At 44.1% G+C, this 16,716-nt stretch carries 13 protein-coding genes; 4 read left to right on the forward strand and 9 right to left on the reverse strand.

All coding sequences use genetic code 11. The annotated features are described in order from the left end of the window. Positions 1-2: 2 nt before the first annotated feature. Genes MR764_RS05960 through MR764_RS05995 form a run of 7 tightly spaced genes read right to left on the reverse strand, consistent with a single transcriptional unit; the run spans position 3 to position 7,619 of the window. A complete protein-coding gene (locus tag MR764_RS05960) occupies positions 3-794 on the reverse strand; it encodes a T9SS type A sorting domain-containing protein (protein ID WP_247978491.1) in 792 nt (263 codons plus the stop codon). A 12-nt stretch (positions 795-806) separates the two neighbouring features. Continuing rightward, complete coding sequence (locus MR764_RS05965; protein ID WP_247978492.1) at positions 807-1,433, reverse strand: tetratricopeptide repeat protein; 627 nt, start codon at positions 1,431-1,433, stop codon at positions 807-809. Continuing rightward, positions 1,421-2,740: a hypothetical protein gene (locus MR764_RS05970; protein ID WP_247978493.1), complete on the reverse strand. Its 1,320-nt coding sequence runs from the start codon at positions 2,738-2,740 to the stop codon at positions 1,421-1,423. The genes MR764_RS05965 and MR764_RS05970 overlap by 13 nt, the downstream gene beginning before the upstream one ends. Beyond that, positions 2,713-4,944, reverse strand: coding sequence for an urea transporter (locus MR764_RS20230; protein WP_282189145.1), 2,232 nt, complete (start codon positions 4,942-4,944; stop codon positions 2,713-2,715). The genes MR764_RS05970 and MR764_RS20230 overlap by 28 nt, the downstream gene beginning before the upstream one ends. 5 nt (positions 4,945-4,949) lie before the next feature. Continuing rightward, positions 4,950-6,290: an alanine racemase gene (locus MR764_RS05985; RefSeq protein ID WP_247978494.1), complete on the reverse strand. Its 1,341-nt coding sequence runs from the start codon at positions 6,288-6,290 to the stop codon at positions 4,950-4,952. Between the two features lie 13 nt (positions 6,291-6,303). Then, a complete protein-coding gene (locus MR764_RS05990) occupies positions 6,304-7,350 on the reverse strand; it encodes an ATP-grasp domain-containing protein (RefSeq protein WP_247978495.1) in 1,047 nt (348 codons plus the stop codon). A gap of 5 nt (positions 7,351-7,355) precedes the next feature. Beyond that, the gene (locus MR764_RS05995) at positions 7,356-7,619 is read right to left on the reverse strand and encodes a PqqD family protein (protein ID WP_247978496.1); all 264 of its coding nucleotides are present in this window, start codon (positions 7,617-7,619) and stop codon (positions 7,356-7,358) included. Between the two features lie 384 nt (positions 7,620-8,003). Between MR764_RS05995 and asnS the strand changes: the two genes are divergently transcribed. The 3 genes from asnS to MR764_RS06010 are packed head-to-tail and all read left to right on the forward strand — an operon-like array spanning position 8,004 to position 11,559. Then, positions 8,004-9,440, forward strand: coding sequence for an asparagine--tRNA ligase (gene asnS, locus MR764_RS06000; protein WP_247978497.1), 1,437 nt, complete (start codon positions 8,004-8,006; stop codon positions 9,438-9,440). A 60-nt stretch (positions 9,441-9,500) separates the two neighbouring features. Further along, positions 9,501-10,952: an RNA polymerase factor sigma-54 gene (rpoN, locus tag MR764_RS06005; RefSeq protein WP_247978498.1), complete on the forward strand. Its 1,452-nt coding sequence runs from the start codon at positions 9,501-9,503 to the stop codon at positions 10,950-10,952. 1 nt (position 10,953) lies between these two features. Then, complete coding sequence (locus MR764_RS06010; protein WP_247978499.1) at positions 10,954-11,559, forward strand: phosphatase PAP2 family protein; 606 nt, start codon at positions 10,954-10,956, stop codon at positions 11,557-11,559. A 311-nt stretch (positions 11,560-11,870) separates the two neighbouring features. Here the strand turns inward: MR764_RS06010 and MR764_RS06015 are convergent, their stop codons facing one another. After that, complete coding sequence (locus MR764_RS06015; protein WP_247978500.1) at positions 11,871-12,572, reverse strand: response regulator transcription factor; 702 nt, start codon at positions 12,570-12,572, stop codon at positions 11,871-11,873. Positions 12,573-12,663: 91 nt separating this feature from the next. After that, positions 12,664-13,704: an ATP-binding protein gene (locus tag MR764_RS06020; RefSeq protein ID WP_247978501.1), complete on the reverse strand. Its 1,041-nt coding sequence runs from the start codon at positions 13,702-13,704 to the stop codon at positions 12,664-12,666. A 601-nt stretch (positions 13,705-14,305) separates the two neighbouring features. Here MR764_RS06020 and MR764_RS06025 point away from each other — a divergent pair. Then, a complete protein-coding gene (locus MR764_RS06025) occupies positions 14,306-16,582 on the forward strand; it encodes an inorganic phosphate transporter (RefSeq protein ID WP_247978502.1) in 2,277 nt (758 codons plus the stop codon). Positions 16,583-16,716: the final 134 nt, after the last annotated feature.

Below are 16,716 nucleotides of genomic sequence, written 5' to 3' on the forward strand. Positions count from 1 at the left end.
CTTTATTGCACGACCAGTTTCTGTGTTGTAGACTTTTGTCCTTCCGATTCAATAAAATACATATAAACTCCGCTGGCCATCGTGGAAACGTTTAAATCAAGATGATCGGAATAACGATCAACAATAAATTGATGGATCGGTCGTCCCGATTGATCAACCAGGTGAAGGGTTCCCGAAAATGCATTTGCGGGCAGCGAATAAGCCACTTTTACCATCTCATTTCCCGGGTTCGGATAGGCAGTCAACGACCAGTCTTCACTTGATGACTGAATGGAGGCATTGAGAACCGGAGCTCCGGGCAACGAATAAATGTTGGTCCAGATTACCTCCGGGAAACCGGATAAAATGTAACAATACGAAAAGAGCTTGTACTCGTCTTCACCGGTTTTGTTGATGTAATTGTAAAGTGCCCCGTCGATAAATACAATTTCGCTGCCGTCTTCGTTGATGATACGGGTGTCGTAGTCGTAATATTCCGCTTCCTGATAATATTTGTAATACGAATAAAGCAGCTCAATTCCGGCATCGTTGTCGAAGGTTTTTTCAGAAAGGAATTTAATATCATACAGATAGCAGCCCGATGGAACCGTGCATGCAATGGTCTTGTACAGCGAATGATCCATGTTGTAAATGCGGCATTCAGCACGCGGAACATCCATGAGGTAGTACTTGTAACCGAGGGTTTCGAATTTTACCACAGTTGCTGAGTAGTTGTAGGTGTGATCCAGAGTTACCTGCGCCTGGCTGAAAAAATAAGCCAAAGCAAAAACGAAGAGTAGGATTAATTTCTTCATGGGTTGATATTTTTATTGGATGAGTTTCAGCCCTTCTTCCGCCGAAGCATCGCCGGGATTGTAAAGCTTAACTTTGTTAAACAGTACCTTGGCCTGGTTGTAGTTTCCGAGAAAGTATGAGGTCCAGCCCAACATCAAAAGACCATCGTAGCCAAAGGGATACAGGTCGACTACCTTTTTAAAGAGCGGATAAGCTTTGTTGTAATCTTTCCGGCCGTAATAAACCAGTCCGAGGCGGTACATGGCGATTGTATTGTTTGGATTGATTTCCAGAATTTTATCGTAGATGCCAATTACTTCGCTCCAACGGCCCAGCGCTGCCAGTGGCAAAATCAGGCCAAAGCGTGCTTCTTCGGCATAAGGTTTTAGTTTTTGTGCGGTGGAATAGAAAATAATGGACTCGTCGAAAAGACCGGCATTGTAGTTCAGCCATCCCAGGCGAAGGTTGATTTCGTACGATGATTCATCGTAAACCTGTTTTAAAGGATCCATTGAGGCCGAGAAATCGCCTGTTTTTTCCAGTTCGTAGCTTTTCCCAAAAGCCGCTTCAAGGGCTTGTTGGTTGGTTTGAGCAAATAGCTGAACAGCTGCTGTTGAAAGTATCAGCAACGCGAATAATTTTCTTTTTAAAAGTTCCATGAGATTCCTGCTGTAATGGTTTGTTTGATATAACTGTATTCAATGAAGTTATCCCGAGTGAGATTTCGATAGACCTGATATTTCTCGATTACATCCTGGTTGATGTAACGTACCACAAATTGGTATTTTTTGGCAAAAGGAAAATAAATGCTACCCATAAATTTGCGGGTGGAGTGTCCGGGGAAATTGCCGATGACATAACCTCCTGATTCAACAAAATTTTCCATTTCTCCATCAAGGTAATTGCCGTAGAAATGAAATTGTCCCAGCTGAAAACCACCCGATAAACCGAAGGTATTGTAGCTAAAACTATTTTCAGCATCGCTTTTGAAATATACCCGCGGCGTAAGGTAAAGCCGCAAATTCGACAACGGGTAAAAAGTCATCCACGCTGATGCCTGTGTAAAACTACTGTTGTTGATGTTGGCAAGATTTATTTCTGCTCCGGGCGAAATGTTTCCCCAGTGTGTCCACATAGAAGTGGAGAAAATAAAATCAGAATACTTTCTTGTTACAGTATAAAATGTGTTGGGATCGTAATTGCCTAAAATCAGGTCGTAGTTTCCCCATGTTAAATTTAGAGACGGAGAAAAATACCATTTCCCGAGTGCAAAATGCGGGCTTAGAAAATACTGGTACTGTTTAATGTCCATCGGGAAGTTGTAATTCGATCCCCAAAGCAGCTGTTCCTCACGGTTTACGCCCAGGTAGGTGAAATTGTGGTTCAGGTTCAGGCCCGGTGCAATCCGGTGACTGTAGTCCAGCGATCCAAAGTAGTAGTTCTTCAGTAGAAATCCCTCGCCATAGTCGCTGCCAACGCCGGCTCCGTTATGCATTTGGCTGGCTTGCAGCTGGCCAAAATCAGGATTAAAGCTGAATCCTGCTTCGAATGCCAGCCGCAGCGGCTGCATCCTCCGGTAATTGATTTTTTCCTGAAGGCCGACCGTAAAATCTTTAGCGATTCTTCCGGCTTCGGTCGATCTTCCCGAAAACAGCAGACTGTAATACAGGTATTCCTGCAGCCACTCCATTTGCTGATCGTTTTTCCAGGCCTTTTCAAACCACGGTGTCGATTTTCGGTATTTCCCCAGGTTGTACCAGGCGATCCCGGTTCGGGCCTGCAGGTTGAAATAATCGATCCCGTTTTGACGCGCCGAGTCGTTAAAAGCAATCAAGTGTTTCCAATCCTTTTGCAGAAAAAGTGCATACGATTTCTTATCCACTGCGGGATAGTTCCATTTTTGCTGCGCATTCAGCACATACAAAACGGAAAGAAATATTAAAGTGATTCCAATTCGTTTTGACATGTTAGTTTGATCTTGGCTTCGTTAAAAATTACATTTATTTCAATCTGATTCCCGGTGTTTATCCGCACACCGATTTCGTACGAACGCACCGATTTTCCGAGAATATTTTTACTGACACTGGCCTCCATTTCAATGTCGCCCGACGAAAGAATGTCTCCGGCATCTTTCATGGTTAGCTGGTAGCTGGTATTCAGGAATAGATAAACGGGAGCTATAAAATCCTGCAGAAATTTTAAGGGGCCTGAAAACATAAGGTTTACCGGGATAACATCCTGAATCTTACTGTTGGGAAGAAACCGGGTGGGGACTTTAAACAGCGCGATAAAAAACCAGTAAAGCGGAGAGAACCGCGTTCCTGTATAGTTCGTGAAATAGTGGAGTTCGTCGTCGTTATAGAGGTAAGCAACTCCGTCATCCTTTTCACATTCAATGTAGGTGTTGTTGTACACATCGGTTTGCACAAGCCACAAATATTCTCCGGCCATGTTTTTCCATCTGGTTTTTGCTGAATCCACTTCAATGGCCACTTTTATCCGCTGCCCGGGGATGAAGTGAAGGGCTTTGGCAAGGGTTTCATTTTTGGCAGGATTTACCACGATGACATCCTTTTCAGGGAAATCAAAATTTTTGAGCGTATAGCCGTTACTTTCTTTTAAGAGGTAATTGCCAAACGGATAATCGAATGTAGCCGAACCGATATAGGGTGTTTCCTGAAACTGGAAGTGCAGGTGTGGGTAGGGCGAACGGCCTGAGTTTCCGCAGCGCCCAATTATTTGGCCTTTTTTCACCTGGTCGCCTGCCTTTACCTCCAGCGAATGATATTTTAAATGGCTTAGTTTGGCATACAGTGTATCGTTGTGTTGGATGATGACCGTATTTCCCCAATTCTCCCGCGTATTTACGTCACCGATTGTATTGTCCTCCACATGATTCACCGCTTCAACAACGGTTCCGTCAAAAGGCGCAACAACGGCTTTACCGAAGCAGAAATAATCTTCATGATAATCGCCTGATCCTTTAAATTGTTGTCCGTTCCGGTCGGTGATTACAAAATCCCAGGCGTGTTTCCATTGTCCTTTGTGGGTGTATTCTCCGCTGTGCCCCTGGCTTACGGTCCATTCGCCAAAAAATGGGAGACTGGCAGAAACCGGGAAAGCGGCCGGAAAACGTTTCAGGTTCCCCGAATACAGATAAAGGTTTTTCTCCGGATTTCCGAGTTGAACCGGTGTTTCCATTAGTTTGCGTGGCCGTTTTTCACGTAGTTTCAATGCGTACAGAAACATCAGCACTACAATGTTAAACGGAAGCGAATAGGCAGATATTCTAAGCAGTAAAAAGATTTGCTGCGTACTGGTAGTGACCAGCACCACTGCGGGAAGCATCAAAATTATCCAGGCATAACTCACCCTGCCGGGTATCAGATAATAACCTCCCAGTGCAATGGCAGTCAGGATATAGTTGAATCCGATAAATGTGTAGCCCAGCGAGTTGAATTCGATGCCCACAATGTGGTAGAACAGGTAGGCAACAGTGAAGCCGAGCAGCGATAAAACAAAAGTAATTCGCGAGTATATCAGCAAGCCAATTGAAATAATAATTCCGGCTAACAAGTGGCTCTGAAAGAAAATTGCTCCCAATGAATGAAAGTAGATTCGAATGAATGAACTTCGAATGTTATTCTCAAGAAAATCGTAGAAATTGACAAAACTTTGCCCGCCGATCGAATACAGTTCATTGTAAGTATATATGCCTCGCTCACTGATGTTCAGTGCCGACAAGTCGCTCCCGGATAATGCTACGATCCAGATTCCGAACAAAAAAGGGATACTCAAAAACGGCAGACCGTATTTGTACAACACTCCCTGAAAAACGATGGTGATGAAAAAAGTAACTACCGCCGCAATTCCGATCAGCAAAAACACTTCAGGAGAAGGCTGGTAGAACAGGCCAACTCCCAGCCCTACGAGTAAGGCATTGTAGCCGTACAGACCCGTGCTGATGAAGTAGCGGTTATAGCCAAGTCCCCATGCCAGTGTATTAGCCACCAGCACCGCCAGCAGTCCGCCGATGCCTGCGCCATAGTCAAAGAAACTGATAATGATGAGTAGCACCGCCAGAAGTTTTGAGCTCGAGAAAAACACCTGCGAATAGCTGTTCAATACCGAGTTCAGCATTTCTTTTCTGTTGACAACGGGAAGCGGCATGCTTTTTATCTTTTAGGATTTTGTTCGAAATTTTGCAACGAGGCCAGTTCTTCTTTCTTCCTGATGATGTGGGGCTGCCCATCGAGATCGATCAATATCACATTCGGGCGGAAAGTGATAAATTGCATCCACTGGGTCATGTTGTAAGCGCCCACCCGTTCAATCACCAGTCTTTCTCCGGTTTTCACCTGCGGGAAATTAATGGCATCGCGAATCACGTCGATGTTCATACACAGCGGCCCGTAAATCGTACTTTCCTCCACATGCGACGACAAGTCCCTTGTGGGATAAATACCCAGATTGTACCAGAAAGAGGTAAACAACAGATTCACTCCCGCGTCGATTACCATGGTGCGACGACCATGTGTGGAGCGTTTGTTAGCCAGTACTGTGGTGAGCAGGTAGCCCGCGTCGTCGATCAGGGCACGGCCGGTCTCGAGGAACAACACCGGCAAATTTTCGTGTGGGATCTCGGATGAAATCAAGGCATTCGAAATGGCTTCTGCATATTCGTCAAACGACGGACAGGTTTCGGTGCCCGGCATGTAAGCACCTTTCAGCGTATTTTTTGACGCAAAACCACCGCCCAGATCGACGTATTTCAGCCAGTGATCAAATTTGCGGTGAGTGGCCATGTACAAGTTAGCTAGTTTGGAAGCCGCAATGGCATAGGCATTTGCCGACATTATATAGGTGCCAATGTGCGTGTGCAGCCCGATCAGGTCAAGGTTTTCTGCCAGCATGATCCGGTTAATGGCATTCCAGGCTTCTCCGTTTTCGTAGTTAAAACCGAAACGGTCCCAGATTGGGTAAATTCCGGCATCCAGATTTATTCGAATGGCGACCCTTGCTTTTTTATTGAGTTCGCGAGTCACTTTTATCAGCAAATACAGCTCGTCGAAATGATCGATGTGAATACAGGCATTGTGGTTAATCGCCAGCTTCAGGTCATCGGCTGATTTTTCGGGACCGTTAAAAATGATGTTTGATCCGTTAACCCCAAGCGAAAGCGCTTTTTCAAACTCAAAAGCTGAAACCACTTCGGCCCACGAACCTTCGTCGTGGAAAATGCTGCAAACGGCATCGAGGTAATTGGTTTTGTACGACCAGGCAAACTGCACTTTCGGATAGCGCGTTTCAAAAGCCTGTTTGGCATCGGCATATGTTTCACGAATGGTTTTTTCGGAAATGACAAACACCGGAGAACCGTATTCTTGCATGAGTTTTTCAACTGCGATGCCATCAATGGCTGAAATGGTTTTAAGTTTGGTCGGCAATCCGAATTTATTGGGGACACCGGCGGTAATTTTGCTGATAACGGGTTTTTCGTATGCTAATTTTTTCATCTTGATTTCTGTTTTAAATTTCTTTGTTCATTGAAATGGCGGCGAACTTTTCGAGGTCCACAATGGCGTCGTAGGAATAGCGCACAAACATTTTTCCGATTTTGTATTCGGTCATTGGCTCTACTTTTTGTCCAAGCGCCAGTTTTACCAGCGCCTCTGGAATGTTTTGCCCGGCACCCACGGCGAGGTAAACCCAGGCCGGTATCCGCGGATTTATTTCAATGAGGTAATATTCGCTTTTGTTGGTTTTGATGAGTTCGAGTTCCATGCCGCCCCTCCATTTGGTTTTTTGGATGAGGTTGCGGGTAAGTTCCATCATTTTATCGTCGGCCAGGGTAATGCCGCCCCAGGCTTTTCCTTTGTCGGTAATGTATTGTTTGCGCATAGGAACGGCAGCAACGGTATTTCCTTTCCCATCACCCAATGCGATCACGTTTACTTCGGTTCCGTTTACAAATTCCTGGGCAATGACCGGAAAACCCCATTTGGCCGAAATTTTATGAAAAAATTGTTTCACCTGCTCATCATTTTGGGCTACATAGGCATCGTAAAACTGGCCTTTTATCATTACCGGGTAATCGAATTTAGCCTCCAGGTCGGAAATTTGCGAAAGGCTTCCCATGTTCAAACTTCCGGGAACTTTTACCCCGTATTTTTTGCCGAATTCCTCGAGTTTGTCCTTTTCCCGTTCCTGGAATTGTTTCAGCCCCGGCAGAAAAGTGTGGATGCCCTGATTTGCGAGGCGTTCTTCGTTTTTCATAAAAGAAAAGAGCTCGGCATCGAAATTCGGAATCAGCACATCAATCTTTTCCGAACTGTGAATGGCTTCAATCCGCTCAATCAGTTCGTCGGAGCCGGATGAGGGATAGGGAATTTGGAAAATGCGGTCGCACAATCCTTCCATATAAATACCGGGTTCCAGGTTTTCGTACACCAGTCCGATGATGCGGGCGTCGAATACGGTCGACTCTTTAATTCCGCGAATTACCGGAACTCCCGGACCCGGATTATCCGTATTGTTCAGGCCCGTTACCGCTATCGTAATTTTTTGTTTACTCATGGCGTTTATTTGAAATCAAGCGGATCGTCCTGCGAGATAATCTGATGATGCTTTAGCAAGGCGCAGAATTCGTAAAAATCTTTTTCGAATGTCAGGTCGTCAATGTCGAATCGGTCGAGCACGTCGTTTTTTATCTGATCGAAGTCTTTCCCTGTTTCAATGTTCTTCAGTAATTCCAGCCCGAAAGGATTCAGATTGAATGAATCACCGGTTCTGGAATTGAAAACAAAACCATTGTCGCTGATTTTTATTTCTCCCGTAATTTTCATCGTATTTTGACTGTTTAATGACGTAATGTTATGCGTTGATCTTCTTTTGTGAACTTCATTGTTTTAAACATGTGTTTGACACATCTTCGAAAAAAAACTTGTGGGAGGGAGGTGGTTTTTTTACTGAGAAGGTTACAGTTGGCTTCATTTTAAATAGCACAAATGTTTAAAAAACGCAAGTTACAATTTAGATGGGAAATAACGTCATATTTAGTCATTATTAAAAGATGCTTGAAAATCACTCGTGGATTCCGATTATTTCCAATAAAATATAAATTTGTAGACTTAAATTTTAACAGACAGGTACAGTCTGAATGCTTCTAACAATCAGAATGATTAGTAGACGGACTGCATCCCGGTTTTTTGAATGAAAATAAAAACATCATGGCACGTTTGAAAATTAAAGAGATTTTAAAAAGTGGAAAGGCTGGCGACGAAGTTGTAGCCAAAGGTTGGGTAAGAACAAAGCGGGGAAGTAAAAACGTAAATTTTATCGCTTTAAATGATGGTTCCACGATCCATAATCTTCAAATTGTGGTAGATGTTGAAAGTTTTGATGAAGCGCTGATACGCGAGATCAACACCGGCGCTTCGCTGGCAGTTACCGGAACATTGGTTGAGTCGGCAGGTAGCGGACAGAACATCGAACTGAATGCCAAAGAAATTGAATTGCTGGGCAAAGCCGATCCGGAGAAATTTCCGATTCAGCCTAAAAAACACTCGCTCGAATTTTTGCGCGAAAATGCGCACCTGCGTTTCCGTACCAATACTTTTGGCGCGGTTTTCCGCATTCGTCACGCCATGGCTTTTGCCATTCATAAATATTTCAACGAAAAAGGATTTAATTACCTGCACACCCCGATTATTACTGCGAGCGATGCGGAAGGAGCCGGGCAAATGTTCCGGGTTTCGACACTCGATGCCAAGAATCCTCCGTTAACCGAAGAAGGAACCATTGATTACTCGCAAGACTTTTTTGGCCGTCCAACCAACCTGACCGTTTCAGGGCAGCTGGAAGGAGAACTGGGAGCTTTGGCGCTGGGCGAGATTTATACTTTCGGACCAACTTTCCGTGCCGAGAACTCAAACACCACCCGCCACCTGGCCGAGTTTTGGATGATTGAGCCTGAAATGGCCTTTTACGATCTGAAAGACAACATGGATCTGGCCGAAGAATTCCTGAAATCGTGTATTAAGTATGCGCTGGATAACTGCATGGACGATCTGAAGTTTTTGGCGGATCGTCTGGAACAGGAAGAAAAAAACAAGCCGCAGGATCAGCGTTCAATGCCGTTGATCGAGAAACTGCAGTTTGTGCTGGATAACGACTTTATCCGCCTCACTTATACCGAGGCCATCGATATACTGAAGAATTCAAAACCTTATAAGAAGAACCAGTTCCAGTTCCCGGTGGAATGGGGAATTGACCTGCAAAGCGAACACGAACGCTACCTGGTGGAAAAGCATTTTAAATGTCCGGTTATTCTGACGGATTACCCGAAAGACATCAAGGCTTTCTACATGAAGCAAAACGACGACAACAAAACCGTTCGTGCAATGGATGTGCTGTTTCCGCAGATTGGCGAGATCATTGGTGGTTCGCAGCGTGAAGAAGACCTGGTGAAACTGGAAACCCGTATGAACGAAATGAATATTCCGGTTGACGAAATGTGGTGGTACCTCGATACCCGTCGCTTTGGGTCGGTGGTTCACAGCGGTTTCGGACTGGGTTTTGAACGTTTTATTCTGTTTGTCACCGGAATGGGGAACATCCGCGACGTGATCGCTTTCCCAAGGACACCAAAAAATGCCGAGTTCTAAGAGCTTGTAGAGATGTTGCTCCAAAAAAAGTATTAAATTTATCGCAGCTAATTTTGGGATATGGAGCAAAAACTAACACTACAGCAAAAGCTTCTCCAAAAGCTGTCGCCTCAACAAATACAGGTGATCAAGCTTTTGGAAATCCCTACTATGCAACTCGAGCAACGCATCAAAAAAGAGTTGGAAGAAAATCCTGTTCTGGAACTTGAGTCAGATAATCAGTCGGGCGACGAAGGACCGGATATGCAGGACCAGGACGATAACCGGGATGTGGACAATGAAGAGTTTACGCTGGATGATTACTACGAAGACGACGAAATTCCAACGTATAAGCTCAACACCAACAATTATTCGAAAGACGATAAGTACATCGATGTCCCGTTTTCTGTAGGAACATCGTTTCATGAATCTCTGACCGAGCAGCTGAGTTTGTCCGATCTTACCGAGCGGCAACAGCAGCTGGCCGAATACATTATCGGAAACATTGACGATGATGGTTACCTGCGTCGCGACCTGATGTCGATCAGCGACGATCTGGCGTTTAATATGAACCTGGATGTTTCGGAAGAAGAACTGGAAGAAATTCTGACCGTGATTCACGATTTTGATCCTCCCGGGGTTGGAGCCCGCGATTTGCGCGAGTGTTTGTTGCTTCAGCTCGACCGGAAAGAGGGAGACGATTACAGCCTGGCAAAAACCATCGTTAAGGATTTCTTTAATGAGTTTACCAAAAAACATTACGATAAAATAAAAGCCCGTTTGGAGCTTAGCGAAGAAGAGTTGAAAACCGGTATCGACCACGTATTAAAACTAAATCCGAAGCCGGGCAGTTCGTACAGTAATCCCTTAAACAAAGCAAATCAGCACATTGTGCCTGATTTTATCCTGGATAACATAGACGGAGAACTCAGTTTGTCGTTGAATCAGCGCAATGTTCCCGAGTTGACCATCAACGAAACCTACCAGGAAATGCTCAAAACCATGAGCGAAAGCCAGAAGTCAAAAAAGAACGACAAGGAAGCCTTACTTTTTGTAAAGCAGAAAATAGATTCGGCCAAATGGTTTATCGATGCCATTCAGCAACGGCAAACCACTTTGTTGCTTACCATGGCGGAAATTATCAGTTTCCAGCGCGAATTTTTCCAGGACGGGGATGAAGCCAGGCTTAAACCGATGATCCTGAAAGACATTGCAGAGCGAACAAATCTTGACATATCAACCGTTTCAAGGGTTTCGAACAGCAAATACATTCAAACGCATTTTGGAATTTATCCGCTAAAATATTTCTTTTCTGAAGGCATGCAGAAGGACGATGGAGAAGAAGTTTCGACGCGCGAAATCAAGAAGATTCTTAAGGAATGCATCGAAAATGAAGACAAGCGCAGACCTTTGACCGATGAAAAGCTGGCGGCTATTCTGAAAGAAAAATCGTACAACATTGCGCGCCGAACCGTTGCAAAATACCGTGAACAACTGGATATTCCGGTGGCACGTTTGCGAAAAGAACTCTGATATGCATCCAAAATTAGCCAAAATAATCTCCATCCTGTTTCACCCGGTTGTTGTGCCCACACTTGGAATTCTTTTGTTGTTGAATTCCAGTTTTTACTTTTCGATGTTATCGTGGGAGGCCAAGCGGTTTATTCTTTTGGTAGTGTTTTTCACCACTTGTATTCTTCCGATGCTGATGGTTTCGCTGTTGGCGCTGAATACAAAGTTCGACATCAACATGCTCAAAAGTACCGATCGCATTCTGCCGCTGCTGGCTTCGGCAGTATTTTATTACCTGGGTTTCGTACTGTTGGGGAAAGTATCGGTTTTCCCGGTGTTAAAACTTTACATGCTGGCCAGTGTGCTGGTGATTGTTGCATTGCTGGTGGTTTCGTTTAAGTGGAAAATAAGTAACCATATGGCGGCTTTGGGCGGATTGACCGGAACCTTTCTGGCCCTGTCGTTCCGCTACGGTCTTAACCCGGTTTATTCGCTGCTGATCATTATTTTGGTTTCGGGTTTGGTGGGTACTGCCCGTTTAGCATTGTCGCGCCACAACATCTGGCAGGTTATTGCCGGTTATTCCCTTGGATTTTTGGTGCTTTATCTTGTAGTTTATTTTGTGTGATCAGATCGAAAAGCATTGCTTTTAGCCCTTCGTTTTACGTATTACGCATCTCTTTCAAAAAAAACACGGCATCTTTTTAGAAAAAAGAAGTGTCTTTTTTTAAAAAAGACGTTACGTTTTTGGAAAAATGTAGCGTGTTTTTTGGGTACGCTTAAAAGGCCCTGTTTTTAAGGCTTTCAGAACATGTGTTTTTCAAACGGCATAAGCCGGAAAATAAACAATAACTGAGAACAGATTGCCTGTCATAAAAAACCCCATCCAATCCGGACAGGGCATTTATCAATCGTTATTTTATTTTTCTGATTGTTGGGCTATTCCACAAATTTGTAGCCGATTCCTTTTAGCGTTTTGATGTGGTTGTTCCCGATTTTTTCTCTCAGCTTACGAATGTGAACATCGATGGTGCGGTCGCCCACAACAACGTTTTCGCCCCAAACCGAGAAATAGATTTCTTCGCGGGTAAACACTTTTCCGGGTTTTGAAACCAGCAGCGAAAGCAATTCAAATTCTTTTCTCGGAAGAATCATTTCATTGTCGCCAATGCGAATCAGGTACCGTTCTTTGTCGATCAGTAAATTTCCGATGGTTACGGTGTTCGAATCAACAACTTCAACCGGAACTGGTGTTGATTCTCCAGTTCGTTTAAGCAGTGCTTTTACGCGGCTAACCAATACTTTCGGGCGAACCGGTTTGGTAATGTAGTCGTCGGCTCCGGCCTCAAATCCTGCAATCTGCGAGTAGTCTTCTCCGCGGGCGGTCAGGAAAGCGATAATGGTGCTGCTCAGCGATGGTATTTTGCGCAGTTCTTCGCAGGCTGCAATACCGTCCATTTCGGGCATCATTACATCCAGAATAATCAGGTTCGGAGTTTCTTTTTCGGCTATTTCAAGCGCTTCAATACCGTTTTTTGCGGTATAAACAATATACCCTTCTTTCTCGAGGTTGTAGCTCAGGAACTCGAGAATATCGAGTTCGTCGTCGACCAAAAGAACTTTAAACTGATTTTCGCTCATAACAAGTAAAATTTGTTTTGTAAAGATAAGTGCCCGTCGTTAATAAACGATTAACGTATGTTTACACTATTATTAAGACAAAGTTAGGTTATTATTTGGCTTTTTCAAGTGTAAAATTAAAGGTGGTGCCCTTGTCTATCACACTTCTGACGTTGATGGATTGGTTGTGGGCTTCGATAATGTGTTTCACGATCGATAGTCCGAGTCCGGTTCCACCCTGTTCGCGCGAACGTGATTTGTCGACCCTGTAGAAACGTTCAAATATGCGCGGCAGGTCTTTTTTCTCGATTCCAATGCCGTCGTCAGCAATTTCCACAATAATGTTATCCTCCAGGTCGTGGAACGATATATTAACGTTTCCTGTCTTTTTCCCGTATTTAATGCCGTTTACAACGAGGTTGGTAATCACTTCCAACATTCTCTTTTTATCGGCTTTTACATACACCGGGCGGTCAGGTTTATTGATGATCTGTACCGAAATTTTGCTTTCAGAAGCCTGCCAGTGTTCCATTTCAATCACTTCTTCCACCGTTTTTACAATGTCGAAGCGTGTCATGTTTAACTTTAATTCCCCCGATTCGAGTTTGGTGATCGACTCAAGGTCTTCAACGATCGATACCATTCGGTCGATGCTTTTTTCCGTACGTTTTAGGTACAGTTTGTTGATTTTAGGGTCGTCCAAACCGCCTTCAAGCAGTGTGAGCACATAACCCTGAATGTTGAAAATCGGCGTTTTCAGCTCGTGTGAAACGTTGCCTACAAAGTCTTTGCGGTATTTTTCAAGTTCTTTCAAACGTTCGATTTCCTTCAACTGTGTTTTTGCCCATTCCTCCACCTCGGTTTTCACATTTAACAGCAGACTGTTGGGGTCGAGTACTTTTTCATCCATTTTCTTTCCACTTAAAGGAAGATCGCGAATGGTATTGTAAATGGGTTTAATCCGGTCGATTACATATTTTCGGATGATGAAAAGTATGGAAAAATAGGTGGCCACAAAGAACAGAATCACCGGGATAATGACAACCAGCAGCTGTTGCCCGTAATGATAAACAAGCAGGGCAATGATGAGCGCCAGAATGGTAAGTGCCGATGATACGATGGCCGATAGAAATTTTGATGAATAGGTCTTCATATTTGTGTGATACTTTGATTATCGAATTTTGCGTGCGCTAAACTATGATAAAATCGTGATCCTAAAGGTAAAAAAAAGTTGTTAGTGATTGATTAACAGTAATTTTAAGCTTAGTTAATGTTTTTTTAATGTAAGCGGCTGACTGGCATCAATATAGCCGTTTGCATCGCCCTCCGGCAGGCAAATCACAAGAGCGAAGGTTGATGAAAATGTGTTCCTGTTCGAAGCAGTAATGGCTTGTGTTACAATAATTCTTCGGGAATAAAACATTCACAAATATTTTTTTGAGGTGAAAGGGAATATTTCGAAAAGAAATTTTGAATCCGCTGGGAAGTCATTAAATTTAGAAAATCGTTGTTGCTACAGGAAAAAAGATATGGCAGTAAAGTATAAAAGTCAGAATCCCGGACTGATGTTTAATAGCGACACGCTCCGAATTTCCGGAGCAGTTTTGGAAGGTTCTTCCTGTAGGTGAAAGTGGGGGCAAAATGTTGGGTCACCGGGATCCAAATAGTCCCTGAATAAACGGATACAAAATAAGTTCAGATCGACGGAAACAAGAAAGCCAGATGTTAAAGAAGCCATGGTTAAATAGAAAATTATGGAAAATTTTTACTTGGTACTGGTAGTTGTATTGTTTGCTTTAGCCATTTCAGACCTGATTGTTGGAGTCAGTAACGACGCTGTAAACTTTCTGAATTCTGCCATCGGCTCAAAGGCTGCTCCCAAATGGCTGATATTTCTGATGGCCAGTTTGGGTGTGTTGGTGGGGGCCACTTTTTCGAATGGAATGATGGAAGTGGCACGAAAAGGGATTTTTCATCCCGAAATGTTTATGTTCTCCGAAATTATGGTGGTTTTCGTAGCCGTGATGATTACCGATGTGATTTTGCTGGATTTGTTCAATACATTTGGGATGCCGACTTCAACCACGGTTTCCATTGTGTTTGAATTGCTGGGCTCTGCAGTCGCAGTTTCGGCGGTAAAAATTAAAATGGCCGGAGGCTCCATCATGATGGAACTGTCGCAGTACATTAACTCGGGGAAGGCGCTGGCCATCATTTCGGGGATATTGGTTTCGGTGTTTATTGCCTTTACCGTGGGGGCGATTGTGCAATACCTTTCACGCCTGGTTTTTTCGTTCAGATACCGCGGCCCCATGAAATACATGGGGGCTGTTTTCGGTGGCCTGGCGATTACGGCGATCACGTATTTTATGCTGATTAAAGGGATGAAAGGTTCATCCTACGCCGATTTGGAGCTTCAATCCGGAATTACTGTTCAGGAATGGCTGAAAGGCAATACTTTTCAGATCATGCTCTATGGTTTCTTTTTCTGGGCATTAGCGCTACAGCTTTTACATACAGTATTTAAAGTCAAAATTCTGAAACTGGTTGTCTTAATCGGCACCTTTGCCCTGGCAATGGCTTTTGCGGGCAACGACCTGGTGAACTTCATCGGGGTGCCGCTGGCCGGGTACAATTCTTTTAAAGCGTGGGTTGCTTCCGGAGCTGGTGCTCCCGAAGGTTTTGGAATGAGTATGCTCGCGGGGAAAGTGGGTACCCCAACCTATATGCTGGTCATTGCGGGATTGGTTATGATCCTGACACTGATTTTTTCACGAAAGGCCCGTTCGGTGGTTGCCACAACGGTCGATTTGTCGCGGCAAAGCGAAGGAGAATCCGAACGCTTCGATTCCTCGTTGGCTGCACGTTTTTTGGTGCGTACTTCCACGCGTTTTAATAATCATTTGCTTCGGTTTATCCCATCGGGAGTGACAAATGTTGTCCGGTCGCGCTTCGAGCCTTTTTCGTATTACGATGCAGAAGATCCCGATGCGCCGGCCTTCGATAAATTGCGGGCGGCTGTAAACCTGGTAGTTGCCAGTATCCTGATTGCCATTGGAACCTCGCTCAAACTTCCGCTTTCCACCACATATGTAACGTTTATGGTGGCCATGGGTACTTCGCTGGCCGATCGTGCGTGGGATCGCGAAACTGCGGTGTATCGGGTGTCGGGAGTGTTTTCGGTGATCGGCGGGTGGTTTCTGACGGCCATTAGCGCTTTTACGCTCTCGGGAATTATTGCGCTTTTGATTTCGGTGAGCGGCACCTTTATGATCTTTGTATTTGTGGGGGTCGCTATATTTATGGTTATTCGTACACAATTGTTTTTTAATCAACGCACGCAAAAGCTGGCTGCTGAAGAGGAAGAAGATATTCTGGATGAGGATGCCAAAGAACAGATCATTGAGAAAAGTTCGAAACAAGTGGTAAAAGCGGTTGTTGCCAGTAACCAGGTGCTTACCATGGGAATTGAAGGTTTTCTGCGCGAAGATTTACAGGAGCTGAAAAAAGCCAAAGAAGCCTGTGAGGTTTTCTCGAAAAAAGCAAAGCGCAACAAAGACAAAGTGTATACCACCATTAATAAAATTACCGGGGGAACTCTGGATACCGGTCATTTTTATGTTCAGATGGTTGAACATCAGCGCGAGATGGCCCATGCGGTGCATTTTATGCTGGAGCCTTTGATCAAGCATGTCGAAAATAACCACAAACCCTTCGTCGCTGAGCAAGTAAGTCAGTTGGCAGAACTTTCAGGTAAAGTCGATACTTTTTTTAATTATGTATTGCACATCGTGAAAGAGGAAGACTTTGAGGATTTGAATAATGTTATTAAAGAGCGTGATACGATTCTGGATTTGCTCAGTAAAATTGAAAAATCGCAGATCAAGCGGATCAAAAACAAGATGGTAAATACCCGGAATTCACAATTGTTCTTCAAAGTAATCTCTGAAATTGAGCATTTGCTGCTGCACACCGTTAACCTGGTAAAGGCTCAGCGCGATTTCATTAAATTCACCCGACAAACAAAATAAGACATAATTGACTAGTCCTAAATAAGCGTTACAGATTATTGGACTAAGTTAATAGATTCACAGACCGTTTCAAAGCTAGCTTTGAAACGGTCTGTTCTTTTATAGCTTTTAATTTTAATGGTATCTTGTTTGTG

This window comes from Maribellus sp. YY47, from assembly GCF_023111095.1.
Classification (GTDB): Bacteria; Bacteroidota; Bacteroidia; order Bacteroidales; family Prolixibacteraceae; genus Draconibacterium.

Bases quoted from the DNA above. Each gene is read 5' to 3' on its own strand.
- MR764_RS05960 (WP_247978491.1), bottom strand. From the start codon at position 794: ATGAAGAAATTAATCCTACTCTTCGTTTTTGCTTTGGCTTATTTTTTC.
- MR764_RS05965 (WP_247978492.1), bottom strand. From the start codon at position 1,433: ATGGAACTTTTAAAAAGAAAATTATTCGCGTTGCTGATACTTTCAACA.
- MR764_RS05970 (WP_247978493.1), bottom strand. From the start codon at position 2,740: ATGTCAAAACGAATTGGAATCACTTTAATATTTCTTTCCGTTTTGTAT.
- MR764_RS20230 (WP_282189145.1), bottom strand. From the start codon at position 4,944: ATGCCGCTTCCCGTTGTCAACAGAAAAGAAATGCTGAACTCGGTATTG.
- MR764_RS05985 (WP_247978494.1), bottom strand. From the start codon at position 6,290: ATGAAAAAATTAGCATACGAAAAACCCGTTATCAGCAAAATTACCGCC.
- MR764_RS05990 (WP_247978495.1), bottom strand. From the start codon at position 7,350: ATGAGTAAACAAAAAATTACGATAGCGGTAACGGGCCTGAACAATACG.
- MR764_RS05995 (WP_247978496.1), bottom strand. From the start codon at position 7,619: ATGAAAATTACGGGAGAAATAAAAATCAGCGACAATGGTTTTGTTTTC.
- asnS (WP_247978497.1), top strand. From the start codon at position 8,004: ATGGCACGTTTGAAAATTAAAGAGATTTTAAAAAGTGGAAAGGCTGGC.
- rpoN (WP_247978498.1), top strand. From the start codon at position 9,501: ATGGAGCAAAAACTAACACTACAGCAAAAGCTTCTCCAAAAGCTGTCG.
- MR764_RS06010 (WP_247978499.1), top strand. From the start codon at position 10,954: ATGCATCCAAAATTAGCCAAAATAATCTCCATCCTGTTTCACCCGGTT.
- MR764_RS06015 (WP_247978500.1), bottom strand. From the start codon at position 12,572: ATGAGCGAAAATCAGTTTAAAGTTCTTTTGGTCGACGACGAACTCGAT.
- MR764_RS06020 (WP_247978501.1), bottom strand. From the start codon at position 13,704: ATGAAGACCTATTCATCAAAATTTCTATCGGCCATCGTATCATCGGCA.
- MR764_RS06025 (WP_247978502.1), top strand. From the start codon at position 14,306: ATGGAAAATTTTTACTTGGTACTGGTAGTTGTATTGTTTGCTTTAGCC.